21 protein-coding genes are annotated in these 18,462 nt (G+C 65.7%); 10 read left to right on the top strand and 11 right to left on the bottom strand.

What is annotated here, in order from left to right; all coding sequences use genetic code 11:
* Positions 1–13: 13 nt before the first annotated feature.
* The 3 genes from DOM56_RS01350 to DOM56_RS01340 are packed head-to-tail and all read right to left on the bottom strand — an operon-like array spanning position 14 to position 2,640.
* Complete coding sequence (locus DOM56_RS01350) at positions 14–1,126, bottom strand: aminotransferase class I/II-fold pyridoxal phosphate-dependent enzyme (protein ID WP_110707156.1); 1,113 nt, start codon at positions 1,124–1,126, stop codon at positions 14–16.
* A 24-nt stretch (positions 1,127–1,150) separates the two neighbouring features.
* A complete protein-coding gene (locus tag DOM56_RS01345; RefSeq protein WP_110707155.1) occupies positions 1,151–1,648 on the bottom strand; it encodes a hypothetical protein in 498 nt (165 codons plus the stop codon).
* The gene (locus DOM56_RS01340; protein WP_110707154.1) at positions 1,645–2,640 is read right to left on the bottom strand and encodes an alpha/beta hydrolase; all 996 of its coding nucleotides are present in this window, start codon (positions 2,638–2,640) and stop codon (positions 1,645–1,647) included. Before DOM56_RS01340 ends, DOM56_RS01345 begins: the two co-directional genes overlap by 4 nt.
* Before the next feature lie 249 nt (positions 2,641–2,889).
* On the opposite strand from DOM56_RS01340, the gene DOM56_RS01335 reads away from it, so the two are divergent.
* Positions 2,890–5,070 (top strand): malate synthase G, encoded by a 2,181-nt coding sequence (locus DOM56_RS01335; protein ID WP_110707153.1) that lies wholly within the window; start codon positions 2,890–2,892, stop codon positions 5,068–5,070.
* A 27-nt stretch (positions 5,071–5,097) separates the two neighbouring features.
* On the opposite strand, the gene DOM56_RS19630 is transcribed toward DOM56_RS01335, so the two are convergent.
* Positions 5,098–5,274 (bottom strand): hypothetical protein, encoded by a 177-nt coding sequence (locus tag DOM56_RS19630; protein ID WP_157958133.1) that lies wholly within the window; start codon positions 5,272–5,274, stop codon positions 5,098–5,100.
* A gap of 41 nt (positions 5,275–5,315) precedes the next feature.
* Here DOM56_RS19630 and DOM56_RS01330 point away from each other — a divergent pair, with 41 nt between their 5' ends.
* Complete coding sequence (locus tag DOM56_RS01330; RefSeq protein ID WP_110597800.1) at positions 5,316–5,732, top strand: PaaI family thioesterase; 417 nt, start codon at positions 5,316–5,318, stop codon at positions 5,730–5,732.
* Between the two features lie 21 nt (positions 5,733–5,753).
* Here DOM56_RS01330 and DOM56_RS01325 read toward each other — a convergent pair whose 3' ends face one another.
* Positions 5,754–6,146 (bottom strand): DUF423 domain-containing protein, encoded by a 393-nt coding sequence (locus DOM56_RS01325; protein ID WP_110707152.1) that lies wholly within the window; start codon positions 6,144–6,146, stop codon positions 5,754–5,756.
* A 142-nt stretch (positions 6,147–6,288) separates the two neighbouring features.
* On the opposite strand from DOM56_RS01325, the gene DOM56_RS01320 reads away from it, so the two are divergent.
* The 4 genes from DOM56_RS01320 (at position 6,289) to trmB (ending at position 9,687) form a co-directional block, all read left to right on the top strand.
* A complete protein-coding gene (locus DOM56_RS01320; RefSeq protein ID WP_110707151.1) occupies positions 6,289–7,767 on the top strand; it encodes an alanine/glycine:cation symporter family protein in 1,479 nt (492 codons plus the stop codon).
* 86 nt (positions 7,768–7,853) lie between these two features.
* Positions 7,854–8,054: a sulfur carrier protein ThiS gene (gene thiS / locus DOM56_RS01315; RefSeq protein ID WP_110707565.1), complete on the top strand. Its 201-nt coding sequence runs from the start codon at positions 7,854–7,856 to the stop codon at positions 8,052–8,054.
* A 32-nt stretch (positions 8,055–8,086) separates the two neighbouring features.
* On the top strand, positions 8,087–8,884 hold the full coding sequence (locus DOM56_RS01310) for a thiazole synthase (RefSeq protein ID WP_110597795.1): 798 nt from the start codon (positions 8,087–8,089) through the stop codon (positions 8,882–8,884).
* A 77-nt stretch (positions 8,885–8,961) separates the two neighbouring features.
* Positions 8,962–9,687 carry a tRNA (guanosine(46)-N7)-methyltransferase TrmB gene (gene trmB, locus DOM56_RS01305; protein WP_110707150.1) on the top strand — a complete coding sequence of 242 codons (726 nt, stop codon included), beginning with the start codon at positions 8,962–8,964 and terminating at the stop codon, positions 9,685–9,687.
* 27 nt (positions 9,688–9,714) lie between these two features.
* Here the strand turns inward: trmB and DOM56_RS01300 are convergent, their stop codons facing one another.
* Positions 9,715–10,623 carry a DMT family transporter gene (locus DOM56_RS01300; RefSeq protein ID WP_110707149.1) on the bottom strand — a complete coding sequence of 303 codons (909 nt, stop codon included), beginning with the start codon at positions 10,621–10,623 and terminating at the stop codon, positions 9,715–9,717.
* Between the two features lie 92 nt (positions 10,624–10,715).
* Between DOM56_RS01300 and DOM56_RS01295 the strand changes: the two genes are divergently transcribed.
* Complete coding sequence (locus tag DOM56_RS01295) at positions 10,716–11,645, top strand: LysR family transcriptional regulator (protein ID WP_110707148.1); 930 nt, start codon at positions 10,716–10,718, stop codon at positions 11,643–11,645.
* A gap of 186 nt (positions 11,646–11,831) precedes the next feature.
* On the opposite strand, the gene DOM56_RS01290 is transcribed toward DOM56_RS01295, so the two are convergent.
* Positions 11,832–12,752, bottom strand: coding sequence for an AEC family transporter (locus DOM56_RS01290; protein WP_110707147.1), 921 nt, complete (start codon positions 12,750–12,752; stop codon positions 11,832–11,834).
* Between the two features lie 92 nt (positions 12,753–12,844).
* Here DOM56_RS01290 and DOM56_RS01285 point away from each other — a divergent pair, with 92 nt between their 5' ends.
* Complete coding sequence (locus DOM56_RS01285; protein ID WP_157958132.1) at positions 12,845–13,381, top strand: hypothetical protein; 537 nt, start codon at positions 12,845–12,847, stop codon at positions 13,379–13,381.
* 57 nt (positions 13,382–13,438) lie between these two features.
* Here the strand turns inward: DOM56_RS01285 and DOM56_RS01280 are convergent, their stop codons facing one another.
* A complete protein-coding gene (locus DOM56_RS01280) occupies positions 13,439–14,188 on the bottom strand; it encodes an FKBP-type peptidyl-prolyl cis-trans isomerase (RefSeq protein ID WP_110707145.1) in 750 nt (249 codons plus the stop codon).
* A gap of 86 nt (positions 14,189–14,274) precedes the next feature.
* Positions 14,275–14,787 (bottom strand): TIGR02444 family protein, encoded by a 513-nt coding sequence (locus DOM56_RS01275; RefSeq protein ID WP_157958131.1) that lies wholly within the window; start codon positions 14,785–14,787, stop codon positions 14,275–14,277.
* Between the two features lie 67 nt (positions 14,788–14,854).
* Here DOM56_RS01275 and DOM56_RS01270 point away from each other — a divergent pair, with 67 nt between their 5' ends.
* Both DOM56_RS01270 and DOM56_RS01265 read left to right on the top strand, forming a co-directional pair.
* The gene (locus tag DOM56_RS01270) at positions 14,855–16,783 is read left to right on the top strand and encodes an ATP-binding cassette domain-containing protein (RefSeq protein WP_110707144.1); all 1,929 of its coding nucleotides are present in this window, start codon (positions 14,855–14,857) and stop codon (positions 16,781–16,783) included.
* 66 nt (positions 16,784–16,849) lie between these two features.
* Positions 16,850–17,173 carry a ChaB family protein gene (locus DOM56_RS01265; RefSeq protein WP_110707143.1) on the top strand — a complete coding sequence of 108 codons (324 nt, stop codon included), beginning with the start codon at positions 16,850–16,852 and terminating at the stop codon, positions 17,171–17,173.
* On the opposite strand, the gene DOM56_RS01260 is transcribed toward DOM56_RS01265, so the two are convergent.
* Positions 17,127–17,903 (bottom strand): SDR family oxidoreductase, encoded by a 777-nt coding sequence (locus DOM56_RS01260; RefSeq protein ID WP_110707142.1) that lies wholly within the window; start codon positions 17,901–17,903, stop codon positions 17,127–17,129. The genes DOM56_RS01265 and DOM56_RS01260 overlap by 47 nt on opposite strands.
* A gap of 107 nt (positions 17,904–18,010) precedes the next feature.
* On the bottom strand, positions 18,011–18,448 hold the full coding sequence (gene dtd / locus DOM56_RS01255) for a D-aminoacyl-tRNA deacylase (protein ID WP_110707141.1): 438 nt from the start codon (positions 18,446–18,448) through the stop codon (positions 18,011–18,013).
* Positions 18,449–18,462: the final 14 nt, after the last annotated feature.

Below are 18,462 nucleotides of genomic sequence, written 5' to 3'. Positions count from 1 at the left end.
TTCAGAATGCGCCTCACGTCCCGTGCCGCAGGGCCGACGCCAACGTCTCGAGTCTGCCCGGCGCCAGGGCGTCATCCAGCGCGCTGATGCGCAGTAGGTGGCCCAGGGCCGGATGCGCGGGGCGGTGGATTACCGTGCCTTCCCCCAGCAGTTGCCGATGGATCGCGCTGGCGTGCTCGGCGTCGTTCAGGCGCAACGCCACGAAATTGGTCGTGCTGGGGAGCACATCGCCGCCGCATTCTCGCAGCCAGGCACTCAGGGCTTCGCGCCGACTTACCACCGCGGTCACGTGCTCGCGGGTCTCGTCGGGGTGCGCGAGAACGGTCTCCGCGGCCGCCAGGGCCAGCGACGAGACGGCGTAGTGAATCCTCACTTTCAGCAGCATGGCGTGGGTTTCCGACGTGGCGATGGCGTAGCCGACGCGCAACCCGGCCAGCCCGTGGGCCTTGGAGAAGGTGCGCAGGCGTATCACCCCCGGCCACACCGCACTCGCCGCTGGTGCCCAGGCGTCGTCGCGGAAATCATGATAGGCCTCGTCGAGGACCAAGGTGCAGTCGTCGGGGAGGGCGTCGCGAAGCGCCAGCACGTCGGCGTCGTCGTGGAGATGGCCGCTGGGATTGTCGGGGTTGGCGAGATAGACCACGCGAGCACGCTCGCGATTGGCCTCGGCCGCCAGGGCGGCGAGATCCGGCGCCAGCAGGTCGGCGCGACTGACGTACGCGACTTCCCGTTGGCGGCAGCCATGTCCCTGCACGAAGTAGCTCCAGGTGGGGTAGGTACCGGCGCTGGTGACCACGGCGTCGCCCGGTTCGCACAGGGCGCGCAGTGCCAGCGCCATCAGGCTGTCCGCGCCCGCATCCACCAGTAGCGCTTCCATCGGTAGCCCCAGGGTCTCGGCCAGCCGCCGGCGAACCTGCCACGCCTCGGCATCGCCGTAGGTGCGGGCGAGGTCGGCGACATCCTTTCCGAACCGGGCCGTCAGAGCCCGATGCGGCATGTCGAGTCCTTCGTTGGAACCGATACGGTGCGGCAGGGCATGCCCGAGCCTGCGCTCCAGCGCCTGCAACCCGGGGAAGGGGTTGTGGGGGCCATCTTGATTGCCGAGGTGGCGAGCAAAGCGTGACATGAATATCTCTCTCGGACGTGAAAATCAGGGGGATTCGGTGGTCCTGGGCAGGGCATCGGGGTCGAGGGCGCCACTGGCTTGCCACTGCCAGTGCTCGCCGCCGGGCTGGGAGAGATCGAACTGCAGGCGATAGGGCTGCAAGGTCCGGTCGCTCAATCTCAGCGGGGGCGAGTCGGCCGTCAGTTCGGCCTGGAGCAGCCATTGTCCGTCGGCTCGCGCCGATATCGAGGCCGGCGCCCAGTCCAGGACATGGGGAGCATTCTCGTTGCTCAGTAGCGCCCGACCCAGCGCCTCGTTCAATGCAGACGGCGTGATCGGCAGCGTCTCGGCGACTTCCGCGGGGCGCAGCAGGATCGTGATTGCCGGCGTGTCCTGCGCGGGCCAGGGGGGAGAGGCCAGCAATCCACGGGCGGCGTTGGCGGCGAGACCCTTCAGTGCCTCGCGGGCGTCCGGCGGCGACTGGCTGAGTCCGGCGCATCCGCCCAGCATGAGCAACACGAGCCCGGTGATCAGCGATTTCATGGCGCGGGCAACGGGTCGGGGGGATGGGTCGCGGCGAAGCGCGTCAGAAAATCGTCGAGTGCCTCGAACAGCAGGCGGCGAATCGGTTCTGACTCGTTGACCAGATGGTGGCGGGCATCGGGATGACGCACGATCTCGGCGCGGGGGAACTTCCTGCGGAGCGCCTTGAGATTCCAGCTCCAGTCGACGGTCAGGTCCTGTTCTCCTTGCAGAATCAGCACCGGCAACTCGCTGGGTGGCCGCTTGAGCAGGGTCGGCATCCAGCGGCGCATGGCCGTGACCCAGGTCAGGGCCAGGTGGTCATCCTGCAGGGGGTCGTGCAGACGCAGGAAGTCGGCGAAATCGAGATTGGTGGTATTGGCGCGATACTTTCGCGGGATGGTATCCACGAAAGGACTGGCGATACGGTGTAGCCAGCGGGACTGATTCCAGCCCCAGGGGCGGACCAGGGGCGCCAGCAGCACCAGCCCTTGCCACGGTGCCTGGTCGCCGCGCGCCAGCGCGTCGGTGGCCACGATCGACGCACCGGTGCTCTGGCCGATCGCCAGCCACGGTCCCGGCGCCAGATGTCGCTCCGCGATCTGGCGTTCGATAGCGTTGAAGCACTTCACGTAGTCGGTGAAGTCGTCGATGGTGGCACGAGCCCCGCTGGAGAGCCCATGGCCGGGCAGATCCCACATCACCACCTGCCAGCCAAGCGTCAGCAGGCGTTCGAGCAGGTGACCGTAAAGACCGAGATGATCGAAATAGCCGTGGACCACGAAGATCGTTCCCCGAGGCGACGGGGGCGCCCAGACCTGAACCCAGAGGTCGAACCTCCTCTCCTGCTCTCCCTCGGCCTGGAGAAAGCCGGCGTGGAGTTCCAGGTTGTCGATGCTGCCCAGCAGCGCCGATAGCCGATAGTGGTCGAGGTAGTCGGCCAAGGGCGAATCGGAGGGCGTCTTGATGTGATGAAGCGGGCCAACCGCCTTCAATGGCGAAAAGTCGAGCATGTACGTGTCTCCTGATCCACCTATGCTACTCGTCGTGCGCTACCGAGACCATGACAGGGTGCGGGAGACGATGATCGATAGCTCGGGATGCGAAGGGAGGACGAAGGTCGAGGGAGACAACGCCCGAGCGGCCGATTATGATGCCGTATATTCTATGGAAATATTTTCCACAAACGGTCCAGTGGGCGCGATGGCGTCGCGATTGAGGCGGCGGACGTGGCCTGAGTGACTATCGATCTGGAGGCGAACATGACATCCGACACGACGAAACGTACCACTCATCACCGGCTGCGGGTAGCGACAGCGCTCGAGCGCTTCATTGTCGACGAAGTCCTGCCGGGTACCGATATCGACGTTGATGCCTTCTGGGCCGGCTTCGACGCGCTGATCCACGATCTCGCTCCACGTAATCGCGAGCTGTTGGCCGAGCGCGATCGTCTCCAGCAACAACTCGACGACTGGCATCGCGACAATCCCGGCGAGATCAAGGATATGGCAGCCTATCGCGCCTTCCTCAAGAAGATCGGCTATCTGGTCGACGCCCCCGCGAAGGTCCAGGCCACCACGACCAACGTGGATGACGAGATCGCGCGGCAGGCCGGGCCGCAACTGGTGGTGCCGGTCAATAACGCCCGCTATGCGCTCAACGCTGCCAACGCCCGCTGGGGCAGCCTGTATGACGCGCTCTACGGCACCGACGTCATCGCCGAGAGCGATGGCGCCGAGAAGGGCAACGCCTACAACCCCAAGCGCGGCGACAAGGTGATCGCCTACGCCCGCAACGTGCTCGATATGGCCGCGCCGCTGGCGACCGGTTCGCACCGGGAGGCGGTCGGCTATGTCGTTCGCGATGGTCGGTTGTCGGTCAAGCTGAAGGGCGGACGAGACACCGGCCTGAAGAATCCGGGCCAGTTCGTCGGTTTCCAGGGCGAGGCGTCATCACCCGACGCGATCCTGCTCTCCAACCACGGCCTGCATCTCGAGATCCAGATCGACGCCGAGCACCCGATCGGCAAGACCGATCCGGCGCACGTCAAGGATCTGCTGGTCGAGGCGGCGGTGACCACGATCATGGATTGCGAGGATTCGGTGGCGGCAGTCGATGCCGAGGACAAGACGCTGGTCTATCGCAACTGGCTCGGGCTGATGAAAGGCGATCTCGAGGAGCGCTTCGACAAGGGCGGCAAGACCGTCACCCGACGACTCAACCCGGATCGCGACTACACCTTGCCGGACGGCGGCTCCCTGACCCTGCCGGGCCGTTCGCTGATGTTCGTGCGTAACGTCGGCCATCTGATGACCACGCCAGCCATTCTCGACGACGAGGGTAACGAGATCCCCGAGGGCATACTGGATGCGGTGATGACCTCGCTGATCGGTCTGCACGACCTGAAGCGGGAGCGCGGCAACTCGCGCGCCGGTTCGCTCTACATCGTCAAGCCCAAGATGCACGGGCCGAAGGAAGTCGCCTTCGCCGACGAGCTGTTCGGGCGCGTCGAACAGCTGCTCGGGCTGCCGACGGCCACGCTGAAGATGGGCATCATGGACGAGGAGCGCCGGACCTCGGTCAACCTGAAAGCCTGTATCGACGCGGCAGCCTCGCGTGTCGCCTTCATCAACACCGGTTTCCTGGACCGCACCGGCGACGAGATGCACACCGCGATGAACGCGGGACCGATGCTGCGCAAGGGTGACATGAAGGGCAGCCGCTGGATCGGCGCCTACGAGCGCAGCAACGTCCAGATCGGTCTGGCCTGCGGACTGCGGGGCCGAGCCCAGATCGGCAAGGGCATGTGGGCGATGCCGGATCTGATGGCGGCCATGCTCGATCAGAAAGTGGGCCATCCCAAGGCGGGTGCCAATACCGCCTGGGTGCCGTCACCCACCGCGGCGGTACTGCATGCGCTGCACTACCACCAGATCGACGTGGGGGCGATTCAGCGCGATATGGAAGAGCAGGGCGAAGTGGATCTTCTCGACGATCTGCTGACCGTGCCGGTCGACCCCGAGGCGGCCTGGAGCGCCGAGGAGATCCAGCAGGAGCTCGACAACAACTGCCAGGGCATCCTCGGCTACGTGGTGCGCTGGGTCGAGCACGGCGTGGGCTGCTCCAAGGTGCCGGACATCCACGATGTCGGCCTGATGGAAGATCGTGCCACGCTGCGCATCTCCAGCCAGCATATCGCCAACTGGCTGCATCACGGCATCGTCGACGAGGCCCAGGTGCGCGAGACACTGGAGCGCATGGCCAAGGTGGTCGACGGCCAGAATGCCGACGATCCGGGTTATACGCCGATGACATCGCATCTGGCGGACTCCACCGCCTTCCAGGCAGCGTCGGACCTGATCTTCAAGGGCCGCGAGCAGCCTTCCGGCTACACCGAGCCGTTGCTGCATCACTGGCGGGCGGTGGACAAGGCCAAACACTGAGGCCCAAGGTCGGTGCCCAACCGGGCATCAGCCTGCCAGCGGCATGAACCCGACGCCAGCGACCCCGGTCGCTGGCGTCGGCGTGTGTGTGGCGGCGCTGCGGTCGCGATGATCGTTGGGATAGGCCGGTGCGTCCGGCTGTGCCTGATGCGCGGCTTGCGCTATCTTGGGCGCATCGTTCTCGAGCGTCCTGTGCCTGGGCATGAGGTCCGGCGTGCCGAGAACCGCTGCCGGGGGAGAGTTCGATGACCGTGATGACCGCCGCCGAGATCGAGGATTACCTCGACGACGTCTTTCCACATCGCCAGGGGACCATCGAAGCGGTCGACCACCTGCGCGCCACCATGAGCCTGGCGATCGAGGACGAACACCTCCGCCCCGGCGCCAGCGTATCGGGGCCATCGATGATGGGGCTGGCCGACGTCTGTCTCTACGTGGCGATCCTGGCCGAGATCGGGCCCGAGGCGATGGCCGTGACCAGCAGCCTCAACTGCCACTTCCTGCGCCGTGCCCGCGGCGACCGGGACCTGATCGCCAATGCGCGCATCCTCAAGCTGGGCCGACGGCTGGCGGTGGGGGAGGTGCAGCTCTTTTCCACCGGGGACGACGACCCCGTGGCACTGGTCACGGCGACCTACGTGCTGCCGGATCGCGACGATTGATCTCCGTCGACTCGACCGCGGTCACGCCTGGCGCGTGGCCGGACGCTGTCGCCATGCGCTCCACGCCAGCACCAGCCAGCCCGCCATCAGCAACAGGCCGCCGAAGGGCGTGACGATTCCCAGCGCTCGCATTCCGCCGAGCACCAGCAAGTAGAGCGAACCGCTGAACAGCACCATCCCCGCGAACCACAGCCAGATCGCCAGCCTCTGGCCGCGCAGATCCTGCTTTCCCTGCCAGCCGAGCACGGCCATGACCGCCAGCGTGTGCCACGCCTGGTAGCGCACGGCGGTATGAAAAACCTCGAGATCGCGCGGCGACAGCGTGTTCGCCAGCGCGTGAGCGCCGAAGGCACCGGCCGCCACGATCAGGAACCCGCTCAGGGCGGCAAGAAACCAGGGCCACTTTTGGTGCATGTTGCGACTCCTCGATGGCGGCTATGCTTCTAGAGGGCATCAGCCGCGGAATTGACGCCCGCTAGTCTAGCGCGTAAAAAACCGGCTCGGCAGCCGCCTGCCAGCGTTTGCGACGTCATCGTTACCCATAAGGACTTCCGAAATGGAATTCATCAACACGCTTCACGACGCGGTCTATGCGGTCATGACTCCGGTCAGCGATTTTGTCTGGACCTACATCCTGCTGTACCTGTTGCTGGGCGCCGGGCTTCTGTTCACCGTGCTCACGCGCTTCATGCAGTTCCGGCTTTTCGGTCACATGGCTCGTGTCACTTTCAATAGTCGCGGCTCGGGTTCGGGCGTCAGCGGTTTTCAGGCCTTCGCCACCTCGCTGGCGGCCAGGGTCGGTACCGGCAACCTGGCTGGCGTGGCGATAGCGCTGTGGGTCGGTGGCCCCGGGGCGATCTTCTGGATGTGGATGACGGCGCTGGTCGGCTTTGCTACCTCGTTCATCGAGTCGACCCTGGCCCAGACCTACAAGAAGCGCAACGAGGATGGCGTCTTCCGCGGCGGCCCTGCCTACTACATCGAACGAGCGCTGGGACAGCGCTGGATGAGCGTGCTGTTCGCGATCTTCCTGCTGATCGCCTACGGGCTGGCGTTCAACGGCGCGCAGTCCAATACCATCGCCCAGGGCCTCTCCCAGGCGTTCTCGATTCCCAACTGGATGACCGGCGTCGCGCTGGTGATCATTACCGCGCTGGTCATCTACGGCGGGCTCAAGTCCGTGGCGCGCACCGCCGAGAAGATCGTGCCGATCATGGCCATCGGTTACTTCCTGGTGGCGTTGTACGTGCTGGTGGTGAACATCAGCGAAGTGCCCGCGATGCTGGAACTGATCGTCAAGAGTGCTTTCGGCTACGGACCCGCCGTCGGCGGGGCGGTGGGCTACACCATCAAGATCGCGATGGAAAACGGCATCAAGCGCGGGCTGTTCTCCAACGAGGCGGGCATGGGCTCGGCGCCCAACGCCGCTGCCCAGGCCGACGTCAAGCATCCGGCGGCACAGGGGCTGGTCCAGTCTTTCGGCGTGTTCATCGATACCCTCGTGATCTGCAGCTGCACCGCTGTCGTGATTCTGCTCTCCGGCGTCTACGAGCGCCTGATGAGCACGTCGCCGGGTCAGGATATCGTCGGTATCCAGCTGACCCAGGATGCGATGGTCGATCATTTGGGCAGCTTCGGTGAGATATTCATCGCGATTGCCATCTTCCTGTTCGCGTTCACTTCGATCATTGCCAACTTCTCCTACTCGCAGATCAATATCGAGTACCTGTTCAAGCGCCATGCCAAGCTGGCGGTATCGGTGTTGCGCGTTGCCGTGCTGGCGATGGTGATGATCGGCTCCGTCGCGCAACTGCAGTTCGTGTGGGACTTCGCCGATCTCGCCATGGGGCTGATGGCCACGACCAACCTCATCGCGATCCTGCTGCTGTGCCCGGTCGCCCTGCGCGTGCTCAAGGACTACGAGCGCCAGCGCAAGGATGGCGTGCGCGAGCCGACCTTCGATCCCAAGGGCGTGCTCAAGCGTCCCGAGCAAGTCGACGCCGATGTCTGGCCGGCGCGCGAAAGCACCGTCTGAACCCAGCATGGCGCCTGATCGGGATGCCTGAAGCGGCGTGAGGCGCTACAATGCGCCTCCTCGAGATCTGCTTCAGGGAGGCCGCCATGCAGATTCAGCTCAACGGTGAGCCCAGCCATTTCGACGGCGAGCCGACGCTGGCCCAGCTGGTCGACTCGCTCGGCCTGTCGGGCCGGCGTATCGCCATCGAGGTCAACGAGGAGATCGTGCCACGCAGCCTGCACGCGCAGACGCGCCTGCAGGACGGCGACAGCGTGGAGATCGTGCACGCCATCGGTGGCGGCTGAGTCGCCGTCAGATTTACGACCAGGAGCCAACCATGACCCAGTCGATTCAGGACGCCCCGTTGATCGTAGCCGGACGCCGCTTCGCGTCCCGCCTGCTGGTTGGCACCGGCAAGTATCGCGACTTCGAGGAGACCGCCGCAGCGATCGAGGCCAGCGCTGCCGATGTGGTGACGTTCGCGGTTCGCCGGACCAATCTGGGCCAGAATCCGGACGAGCCCAATCTGCTCGACGCCATTTCGCCGTCACGCTATACGCTGCTGCCCAACACCGCCGGCTGCTATACCGCCAAGGATGCCGTGCGTACCTGTAAGCTCGCCCGCGAGCTGCTCGATGGCCACAATCTGGTCAAGCTCGAGGTGCTGGGTGACGACAAGACGCTCTATCCCAATGTGGTCGAGACGCTGGCGGCCGCGGAAACGCTGGTCAACGACGGCTTCGATGTCATGGTCTATACCAGCGACGACCCGATCGTGGCCAAGGAGCTCGAGCGTCGTGGCTGCTGTGCGGTGATGCCGCTGGGGTCGCTGATCGGCTCCGGCAACGGCCTGCTCAATCCGGCGACATTGGCGCTCATCCTCGAGCACGCCGAGGTGCCGGTGCTGGTCGATGCGGGTATCGGTACGGCGTCCGATGCGGCGCTGGCGATGGAGATGGGCTGCGATGGCGTACTGATGAACTCCGCCATCGCCCACGCCAGGCATCCGGTGATGATGGCCCATGCCATGCGCAAGGCGGTCGAAGCCGGACGCGAGGCGTTTCTCGCCGAGCGCATGCCACGTCGCCAGAGCGCCAGCCCCTCTTCGCCGTTCGCCGGACGGATCAACGGCTGAGCCTTCCCGTCGACGCCCATGGGGCCGCCGCTCGATCGGCGGCCATTTCCCTTTCCCCTGCCTGTTGATTCCCCTGCATGACTGACAATACGACGCCCGACAACGAATCCGTCACCGACACGCCCGCGCGCCGGGGCATCAAGAGCTACGTGCTGCGGGCCGGCCGCATGACGGCGGCGCAAGAGCGCGGCCTGAAAGACGTATGGCCCAGGTGGGGGCTGACGCTGGCCGATGGTCGCCAGGATCTCGAGCAACTGTTCGGCCGCAAGGCACCCTGCGTGGTGGAGATCGGTTTCGGCATGGGCAAGTCGCTGGTCGAGCAGGCGGAGAGTCATCCCGAGACCGACTTCATCGGCATCGAGGTTCACGCGCCCGGCGTGGGCAAGCTGCTCGACGAGGCCGACAAGCGCGGGCTCACCAACCTGCGGGTCTATCGTGAGGATGCGCTGGCCGTACTGGCGGACTGCCTGCCGGAGGCGAGCATCGATACGCTGCAGCTCTTTTTCCCCGATCCTTGGCCCAAGAAGAAGCATCACAAGCGGCGCATCGTGCAGTTGCCGTTCGTCGAGCTGGTGCGTTCCCGCCTCGAGCCGGGCGGCAAGCTGCACATGGCGACCGACTGGCAGGCCTACGCCGAGTTCATGGCAGAGGTCATGGCCGAGGCGCCGGGGTTCGTCAACACCGCGCCGGCCGAGACCGCGCCCTTCGTCGAGCGTCCCGCTTTTCGGCCGCTGACCAAGTTCGAACAGCGCGGCGAGCGGCTGGGGCACGGCGTCTGGGATCTCATCTATCGCCGGGATTGATCATCCGGCGTCCCGCCTGGCAACGCTTCAATGCGCGCAGCCATCGAGCGGCCGCAAGCGGTGCTGGGCGATCAGCGCGACCGCCACGCCCAGCAGCGCCAGGGCCATCCCGCCGAGCTGGAGCGTCTCGACGCGCTCGCCGAACATCCCCGCACTCCACGCCAGGGTCACCGGCGGCGTCAGGTAGATGGCGCTGGAGACCGCATTGACGCCGAGACGTCGCAGACAGACGGTGAAGAAGCCGTAACCGCCGAAGCTCGACAGCAGCACCAGCCAGCCCAGCGTCTGCCAGGTCAGCAGCGCGTTGCCCGGCAGCGCCAGGCCGCCCGTGCTCGCCGCGGCCAGGCCGAAAATCAGGGCCGCCGCGCTCAATTGCGCAGTCAGCGAGGCCGCCAGCCCCAGCCCCGACGGACGCTGGGCGGCGAGCAGACTACCCGCGGTCACGCTGATCACCGCGAGAATCGGTAGCGCATAGGCCCAGCCGCCGGCGCTGCCCGCCCCCTGCCAGTCACCCGCGATGCAGAGCACCACGCCGCTGCCGGCCAAGCCGAGGCCGAGCCAGGCGACCGCCGGCAACTGCTCGCGCAGCCACAGCGTGGCGATCGCCGCCGCCAGTAGCGGTTGCTGGGCGGTGATCAGCGCGGTGACGCTGGCGCTGACACCCTCGCCGATGGCGAGCATCACGCACAGCAGATAGCCCCCCATGGTGAGGGCGCCGACAGCCATCTCGCGCAGCCAGCCTGACAGTGCCAGCGGGCGCCGGTCGTGAAGGCGCCACCAGAGCGCAGCCAGCACGGCGGCGATGACGAAGCGCCAGGCGAACAGGTCCAGTGCGTTCAGGGGGGCACGGCTGGCCAACTCGCTGCCGATGAAACCGGAACTCCAGCAGATGACGAATCCTGTCATCAACATCACGTTCAGCGATAGCTCGCGCATGTCAGGCCCCCTTGCCGGTCTGTTCGAAGTGGCTTGAGTCTGCGCGCGCTTGAGGATTCAATGAATCGAATAAAAATCTATTGGGGTTCAATATGATTGAAGTCAGCTCCACGCTCGATCTCGAACTGCTTCGAACCTTCCAGGTCGTCGCCCGGACGGGCTCACTGGCGGCGACGGCGGAGATCCGCCACCGCACGCTCAGTGCCATCAGCATGCAGATGAAGCGACTGGAGACCGAGCTGGACGTGCGGCTGCTCGAGCGCGGTTCGAGAGGCGTATCGCTGACCTCGAGTGGCGAGGTGCTGCTGCAGGAAGCCCGCGAACTGCTGCGCGTTCACGACACCCTGGTCAGCCGGTTCAGCGGCGAGCGCCTGAGTGGCCGCGTTCGACTGGGAATCCCCGAGGACTATGCCCGCGAGCTGCTCGACGATACCTTGCCCCAGTTCATGGCGCGCTACCCGGGCATTCTGCTGGACGTCAACACCGATACCAGTGGCCGGCTGGCGCGGGCACTCCGGAAGCGTCAGCTCGACCTGGGCATCGTGCTCGATCATGCCTCGGGACTGGAGGGCGGCGAAACGCTATGGCATCCCACGCCGGTATGGGCGGCACCGATTCAGGGTGCCATCCATCGGGAGGCGGTCGTGCCCCTGGCGGTGCATCCCGAGCAGTGCCCCTATCGTCATCTGGCGATCGAGGGGCTGGATTCGATCCGGCGACCGTGGCGGACCGTCTTCACCAGCACCAGCATCCACGCGGTGGAGAAGGCCATCGAGACCGGCATGGCGATCGGTGTGCTCGATCGCGAACGGGTTACCACAGCGATGCGGGCGCTGGACGAGAGCGACGGCCTGCCGCCGATCCGGCGGTGTGTTGCTCGGCTGCACTTCGCCCGGGGAATCGATGATGCATCTCAGCCCGCTGTCGAGGCGCTGGCCCAGCTGCTCCGGGAGCGACTGCGTGGTCGCGGGCCCTGGCAGCGGGATGCCTTGAGTGGACGCGATGGCGGACAGCGGCCCTGAGCATAAAAAAGCCGCCCCTGGCGGGGCGGCACTAAGGACCGTGACTAGCTTGATGAGGAGATAACCATGGCAGGAACCTGACATTCGCTGCTGTGGTCAGTGGCGTTTGGCGACGCCACGAGAGAAAGGTTAATCATTCTCATTTGTGATTGCAAGCGTAACGAGAATCTTTTTTATTTGCAGCCGTCAACTCACGCCGAAGGTGTGTAGCAGCAAGGGCAGGGTCGCCATCGCCAGTAGCGTCTGCCCGGTGATCACGGCGGCCATCAGCTCGGCGTCGCCGCCCAACTGACGAGCCAGAATGTAGGCAGAGGTGGCGGTCGGCAGCGCGGCGAACAGTAGTGCCACGTCGCGATCCGCGCCATGGAGACCGACGGCCCAGGCCAGTGCCGCCACGACCAGTGGCGTCACGATCAGCTTGAGCCCGCTCGACAGCCAGAATGCCTTGCCGCTGCGCCAGAGCGCTTGAGGCCGCAGGGCAACGCCTACCGCAACCAGCCCCAGCGGTAGTGCGGCATTGCCGAGAAGACCGATGGCCTCGGAGCTCCAGCCGGGCAGACCGATGCCGCCGAGGTTCAGGGCGATGCCCAGCAGGCAGGCGAGAATCAACGGATTGCGCAGCAACGCCATGGCGCTGCGGCCCAGGCTGGCGCTACCCAGCGTGCCGGAAGCGATGAACGCCAGTACGCAGAGGATGTTGGCCGCGGGAACCATCAGCGCGACCGCGACGGCCGCTACCGTGGTGCCGGCGGCGCCATGCAGGGCCGTGGCACCGGCGACGCCGACATAGGTGTTGAAGCGCACCACGCCCTGGAAGGCGGAGGTGAAGGCGGCAGGCGCCAGTTGGAGGCGATGCCGCATCAGCCACAGCCCCGCGCCCATCAGCGTCATCGTGCCGAGTAGCGTCACTCCGAGTCGAATGACCGGTACCTGGCTGACGTCGGCGGTGGCCAGCGTCGCCACCAGCATGGCCGGAAACAGCAGGTAGTAGATGAAGCGTTCGAGCCGTGGCCAGAAATCGCCGCCCGGAAAACGTGCCCATCCCAGCCCCGCACCGAGTAAAATCAACAGAAATAGCGGGCCCAGGGCGTTCGCGATGTCGCTCATGTGTCATCCTTGTCGAGCGCTTCGGTGATGTGTAGCGCCGGTGACGGCCAGTCTATCGACTAATGCCCAACGCTTGGAGTCTCTGAAAGTCCATGGCTGCCTACGAAGAGGAAACTGCCCGACCTCGCATGCTCAATCTGCTGATCGGGGTCACCCTGATGACGATCGTCATCGCGCTCTGGTATCTGCTCGATTATTACTATCTGCGGGAGTCTACCCGGGACGTGACCTGGTATCCGCCGGCACAGGGCTGCGTATTGCTGAAGGGCGGGTGTCACGCCAGCCTGGGGGTCGATTCGTCGGTGGCGTTCGCGCTGCAGGAAGCGCACGACGACAGCGGCACGCTGACGTTCGAGGCGCGTGTCCAGGGCCGGTCGCCGCAGTCGGTGACGGTCCAGTTCATCGGCCGCGACATGAACGTGCAGTCACGCCGTCTCACGTTGCAGTCGAAAGGGGATGGACTGTTCGTCGGAGAGGGTAATCTGGGGCTCTGCAGCGCGCATGTGGATGCCTGGCGGGCTCAGGTGGTCGTGCTCAGCGATCACGGCCTCAAAGGAAGCTGGTTCGATTTCGACAGCCAGCAGCCGGGGGGCGGGACGATGGGGCGGGAAGACCAGCGCTGCCTGTAAACACCGACGCCGGCCCGCAGGGGCCGGCGTCGATGAAGAAGACATACGGGGCAGCGTTTAGCTGTCGTCGTTGTCCCCGTCGTCGCTGCTGCCAGCGTCGGCGGTATCGTCGGGATTGACCGCGAGCAGTTCGACCTTGAACTGCAGCGCCTGGTTGGGGCCGATGGGGCCGCCGGTGCCGGCCGGGCCGTAGGCCAGGTCGGAGGGGACGGTGATTTCCCAGGTATCGCCGACGTGCATCATCGTCAGCGCTTCCTGCCAGCCCGGGATGACCTGGTCGACCTTGAACGAGATCGGCTCGCCGCGCTTGTAGGAGCTGTCGAAGACGGTGCCGTCGGGCAGGGTGCCCTCGTAGTTGACGCGCACGGTGTCGTCGGCGCTCGGAGATTCGCCGTCACCGGATTCGAGAACCTGGTACTGCAAGCCGGAATCGGTGGTCTTCACGCCATCCTTCTTGGCGTTCTCCGCGAGGAAGGCTTCGCTCTTCTTGCGATTCTCGTCGGCGACTTTCTTCTGCTCGGCCTTCTGTTCGGCCACTTTCTTCTGCTGATACTGGGTCAGGGTGGTGCTGATCTCGTCCTGGCTCATCTGCAGGTCGTCATCGCCATAGACATCCTTGATCGCTGCCGCGAACGCATCGACGTCGAGATCCTTGATGTCCTTGGACAGGCCCTGACCGAGTGTGGCGCCGATGCTGTAGCTGAGCTTCGCCTGATCGCTGTCGAGGTCGACCTTGTCCTGGGCGAGGGCCGTCAACGGCATGACCATGATGCTGCCGAGGGCGACGGCGGTTACCAAACGTTTCATGCAAACTCCTTGGGTCAGGAATGAAACCGATGCTGGCCAGTATGCGAAAGAAGCCTCAAACACCGGTGGATAGTCGTGATGTGACTCTAACAGGTGGCTTTTGGTTCCGCATCCGGGGCATCGATTATCCAACGCGCCAGCAGATGGCGTAACGGTGGGTAAGCCTCGGGGGGGATCTCGCGCAGCGTTCGGCAACTGTCCATTGCCTGTTCGAGGGCCGTGTCCGTGGTGGTGGCGAGTGCAGGCAGGGCGGCCAGTCGCGCCAGCATTTCTCGCTCGGCCTGCAGCTCCGCCTGCTTGAGGGTCTGGCGCAGTGGCTCCAGTCGGGGGTGGCGCGAAACCCCGGCCTTCAATTCCCGGCGGCGACTACGCAATGGCATGGTCATGGCGTGTTGCCAGTGTCTCGCCGCGGCCAGGGCCTGGCCGGCTGCGGGATCGGGGCGCAGCCGGCGCTCGCTCAGCCAGGCGACCCACAGCAGTTCGCAGATATCCCAGCCATGCTCATCCTGAAGCCTCAGGCATTCGGCTTCGACGCCGGGGCGGGCGTAGCGGTCCAGGGCGTAGGCCCAGAGCGAATCGGATAGATCGTCGACGGGCATGGCACTCCATACCGGTGGCGGATGGCTGGTAGAATGAGCGCCCATTCGACGCGCCCTGGAGCCCGGCATGATCGCATTTCGCCAACTCGCCCTGCAACGCGGCACCCGACGGCTGTTCGAGGGTGCCGACCTGGTGCTGCACGAAGGCCAGAAGGTCGGCATCGTCGGTGCCAACGGCGCCGGCAAATCGAGCCTGTTCGCGCTGATCCGGGGGGAACTGGGCGCGGATGCCGGCAGCGTCGAGATTGCCGGTGGCAAACGCATCGCCCATATGGCGCAGGAAGTCTCGGCGATCGAGCGGCCGCTGGTGGAGTTCGTGCTCGACGGCGACGTGACCCTGCGCGAGACGGAAGCGGCGCTGGCCGAGGCGCAGGCCAGTGGCGACGCGCAGCGCGAGGCGTCGCTGCATGGCCAGATCGAGGCGCTCGACGGCTATACCGCCCGGTCACGAGCCGAGCAGCTGCTGGCCGGCCTGGGGTTCGCGCAAACGGACCTCTATCGTCCGCTGGCGGCGTTCTCCGGTGGCTGGCGGATGCGCGTGGGGCTGGCCCGGACCCTGTTCACCCCCTCCGAGATCCTGCTGCTGGACGAGCCGACCAACCACCTGGACCTGGATGCACTGCTGTGGCTCGAGCAGTGGCTGACCCGTTATCCCGGCACACTGATGCTGATCTCCCACGACCGCGATTTTCTCGACGCGGTCTGCGATCACATCCTGCATATCGACCAGGCGCAACTGATGCTCTATCGCGGCCATTACAGCGCCTTCGAACGCGCCCGCGCCGAACGGCTGGCCCAGCAGCAGGCGGCATTCGAGAAACAGCAGGCCCGGCGCGCCGAGATCGAGGGCTTCGTCGAGCGCTTCCGGGCCAAGGCGACCAAGGCGCGCCAGGCCCAGAGCCGTCTGAAAATGCTCGAGCGGATGGAGAACATCGCTGCCGCCCGCGCCGACTCCCCGTTTCGCTTTCGACTGCCCTGTGCGGACAAGACCTCCACGCCACTGCTGTCGCTGGACCAGGCGGCGCTGGGCTATCCCGACCGCACGATCCTCGATGAGGTGAAGGTCTCGATCCTGCCCGGTGAGCGCATCGGTCTGCTGGGTCCCAATGGGGCGGGCAAGTCGACGCTGATCAAGACCCTGATCGGTGACCTGCCGCCGCTCGCCGGCTCGCGCGTGCCGGGTGACAACCTGGTGGTGGGCTACTACGCCCAGCATCAGCTCGAGCATCTGGATGTGACCGCCACGCCGTTCATGCATGTGCAGCGGCTGTCGCCGGCGGCCAGCGATCTCTCGATACGCAACTTCCTGGGTGGTTTCGGTTTCCGTGGCGATGACGTGTTCGGAGACGTCTCGCGCTTCTCCGGCGGGGAGAAGGCGCGGCTGGCGCTGTCGCTGGTGGCGTGGGAAAAGCCCAACCTGCTGCTGCTGGACGAGCCGACCAACCATCTCGACCTGGACATGCGCGAGGCGTTGGCCGAGGCGCTGGCGGAGTACGAAGGCGCGGTGATCATCGTCTCCCACGATCGTCATCTGCTGCGGGCCAGCGTCGATACCTTCTGGCGTGTGGTGGACGGTCGGGTCGACCCCTTCGACGGCGATCTCGACGATTACCATCAGTGGCTCAAGTCCCGCGAGACGGAGCGCCGACGCGATCTGAAGCAGGAGGCGCGTCAGGAGAAACGGCCGTCGGAGGGTGGCGATCGCAAGGCGGTGCGACGGGCGGCCGCCGAACGACGCGAACAGATGAAGCCGCTGCGCAAGCAGCGCGACGCGGCGGAGAAGCGGCTCGACAAGGCGCAGGCGGCGCTGTCGGCACTGGATGCGCGGCTGGCTGACCCGGACATCTACGACGCCGGGCGCAAGGAGGAGCTGGCAAAGCTGGTGCGTGAACAGGGCGAACGTCAGGCCGAGGTCGAGGCGCTCGAGAGCGAATGGATGGCGGCGGAAGAGGCGTTGGAAGCGCTGGAGGCGGAACTGATGCAGGCGGAATCCTGAGCCGTCCTCGACGTCTGTTCCGAGCGTCTACACTGAGCAGGAACGTCGTACTCAAGGAGAGAGTCCATGCCTTACGATTCCCGCGATGATATCCCTGACAGCGCGCGCAAGGTGCTGCCGCCGCACGCCCGCACGATCTACAAGGAGGCGTTCAACAACGCCTGGGAAGAGTACAAGAATCCCGAGGACCGGCGGGGCGACAGCTCCCGGGAAGAGGTCGCCCACGCCGTGGCCTGGAAGGCCGTCGAAGCGAAGTACGCGAAGGGCGACGACGGCAACTGGCANNAAGGGCCAGCGACTGACATCGCTGGCCCTTCTCGTAATGCCGTGTTGGCTTTCGCGGTTAGTCGGCGTAGATCATCTTCTTGGTCATCCCGCCATCGACGCTGATGTGCTGGCCGGTGATGAAGCCCGCCTTGTCGCTGGCGAGAAAAGCCACCGTGGCGGCGACATCGGCCGGTTCGCCGACGCGACCCACCGGATGCTGTTCGCGATCGATATCGCGGTGGTCCGCCTGCGTCTGGCGACCGCTTTTCTGCCACGGCCCGGTCTCGATCCAGCCCGGGCAGATCGCGTTGACGCGGATATCCGGGCCCAGGCTGACGGCCAATGCGTGGGTCATGGAGAGCAGCCCGCCCTTGGCGGCTGCGTAGGATTCGCAATGGGGCTCCGACTGCAGCGCTCGGGTCGAGGCGATATTGACGATGGCGCCATGGCGCTGGCGCAGGCCGGGGACGGCGGCGCGAGTGCACAGGAAGGCGCCGGTCAAATGGCTCTCCTGCCATAACCGCCAGTCCGCCAGCGACAGCGCTTCGATCGGCCCGCAGACCGGGTCGGCCAGCCCGGCATTGTTGACCAGCAGATCCACTCCCGTGGACTGGTCGTTCTCCTGCTGCCAATGGGTGAGGTGGTGAAACGCTTCCTTGACCTGCAGCTCGTCACCGACATCGACGACCATCGACAGAAGCGTCGACGCGGGATGTGCCTCGTCGAGTTCCGCCACGGCCTCGGCGTCGCGATCCAGGGCGGCGACCCGCCAGCCTTCGGTCAGCAGCAGTTCCACCGTGGCGCGTCCGATGCCCTGGGCGCCGCCGGTGATGATGGCAAGGGGAATGGTCATGGGTCAGGTTCCTTCCTTTCTCGCTTACGGCGTGTGCCGCGTTTCCCTGTCGTATGAGGCGGCGCCGAGTCTGGCGGTCGCCATGGTCAGCCGAATCGCCGAAGCCACTATGTCTCCAGCATGAATGTCACTGGGCCGTCGTTGATCAGCGCCACCTGCATCTCGGCGCCGAACCGGCCTGTCTCGACTCGCGGCCACGCCTGGAGGGCCTGGGCCACCAGGTAGTCGAACATCGCCTGCCCGTGTGCCGGCGGGGCGGCACTGGAGAAGCTCGGGCGCAGGCCCTTGTCGGTCGCCGCCACCAGCGTGAACTGGGACACCAACAGCAAGCCTCCGTCGATCTGCTGCAGGTTGCGGTTCATGCGGCCAGTGTCGTCGGCGAACACGCGATAGTGCAGCAGCTTGTGCAGCAGGCGGTCGGCTCGGGCTCGGTCATCGGTCGCCGTGACCCCGACGAGTGCCAGCAACCCCGTACCGATACCTCCCACGGTCTCGCCTTCGACGCTTACCGACGCCTGGCTGACCCGTTGAATCAGAGCTCGCATCGCAGCTTGGCATC

Source organism: Salinicola sp. CR57, from assembly GCF_003206585.1.
Classification (GTDB): Bacteria; Pseudomonadota; Gammaproteobacteria; order Pseudomonadales; family Halomonadaceae; genus Salinicola; species Salinicola lusitanus.
This window is presented reverse-complemented; position numbering and strand designations above follow the sequence as displayed.

Excerpts from the sequence above, each read along its gene's own strand:
- DOM56_RS01350 (WP_110707156.1), bottom strand. The coding sequence starts at position 1,126 with ATGTCACGCTTTGCTCGCCACCTCGGCAATCAAGATGGCCCCCACAAC.
- DOM56_RS01345 (WP_110707155.1), bottom strand. The coding sequence starts at position 1,648 with ATGAAATCGCTGATCACCGGGCTCGTGTTGCTCATGCTGGGCGGATGC.
- DOM56_RS01340 (WP_110707154.1), bottom strand. The coding sequence starts at position 2,640 with ATGCTCGACTTTTCGCCATTGAAGGCGGTTGGCCCGCTTCATCACATC.
- DOM56_RS01335 (WP_110707153.1), top strand. The coding sequence starts at position 2,890 with ATGACATCCGACACGACGAAACGTACCACTCATCACCGGCTGCGGGTA.
- DOM56_RS19630 (WP_157958133.1), bottom strand. The coding sequence starts at position 5,274 with ATGCCCAGGCACAGGACGCTCGAGAACGATGCGCCCAAGATAGCGCAA.
- DOM56_RS01330 (WP_110597800.1), top strand. The coding sequence starts at position 5,316 with ATGACCGTGATGACCGCCGCCGAGATCGAGGATTACCTCGACGACGTC.
- DOM56_RS01325 (WP_110707152.1), bottom strand. The coding sequence starts at position 6,146 with ATGCACCAAAAGTGGCCCTGGTTTCTTGCCGCCCTGAGCGGGTTCCTG.
- DOM56_RS01320 (WP_110707151.1), top strand. The coding sequence starts at position 6,289 with ATGGAATTCATCAACACGCTTCACGACGCGGTCTATGCGGTCATGACT.
- thiS (WP_110707565.1), top strand. The coding sequence starts at position 7,854 with ATGCAGATTCAGCTCAACGGTGAGCCCAGCCATTTCGACGGCGAGCCG.
- DOM56_RS01310 (WP_110597795.1), top strand. The coding sequence starts at position 8,087 with ATGACCCAGTCGATTCAGGACGCCCCGTTGATCGTAGCCGGACGCCGC.
- trmB (WP_110707150.1), top strand. The coding sequence starts at position 8,962 with ATGACTGACAATACGACGCCCGACAACGAATCCGTCACCGACACGCCC.
- DOM56_RS01300 (WP_110707149.1), bottom strand. The coding sequence starts at position 10,623 with ATGCGCGAGCTATCGCTGAACGTGATGTTGATGACAGGATTCGTCATC.
- DOM56_RS01295 (WP_110707148.1), top strand. The coding sequence starts at position 10,716 with ATGATTGAAGTCAGCTCCACGCTCGATCTCGAACTGCTTCGAACCTTC.
- DOM56_RS01290 (WP_110707147.1), bottom strand. The coding sequence starts at position 12,752 with ATGAGCGACATCGCGAACGCCCTGGGCCCGCTATTTCTGTTGATTTTA.
- DOM56_RS01285 (WP_157958132.1), top strand. The coding sequence starts at position 12,845 with ATGGCTGCCTACGAAGAGGAAACTGCCCGACCTCGCATGCTCAATCTG.
- DOM56_RS01280 (WP_110707145.1), bottom strand. The coding sequence starts at position 14,188 with ATGAAACGTTTGGTAACCGCCGTCGCCCTCGGCAGCATCATGGTCATG.
- DOM56_RS01275 (WP_157958131.1), bottom strand. The coding sequence starts at position 14,787 with ATGCCCGTCGACGATCTATCCGATTCGCTCTGGGCCTACGCCCTGGAC.
- DOM56_RS01270 (WP_110707144.1), top strand. The coding sequence starts at position 14,855 with ATGATCGCATTTCGCCAACTCGCCCTGCAACGCGGCACCCGACGGCTG.
- DOM56_RS01260 (WP_110707142.1), bottom strand. The coding sequence starts at position 17,903 with ATGACCATTCCCCTTGCCATCATCACCGGCGGCGCCCAGGGCATCGGA.
- dtd (WP_110707141.1), bottom strand. The coding sequence starts at position 18,448 with ATGCGAGCTCTGATTCAACGGGTCAGCCAGGCGTCGGTAAGCGTCGAA.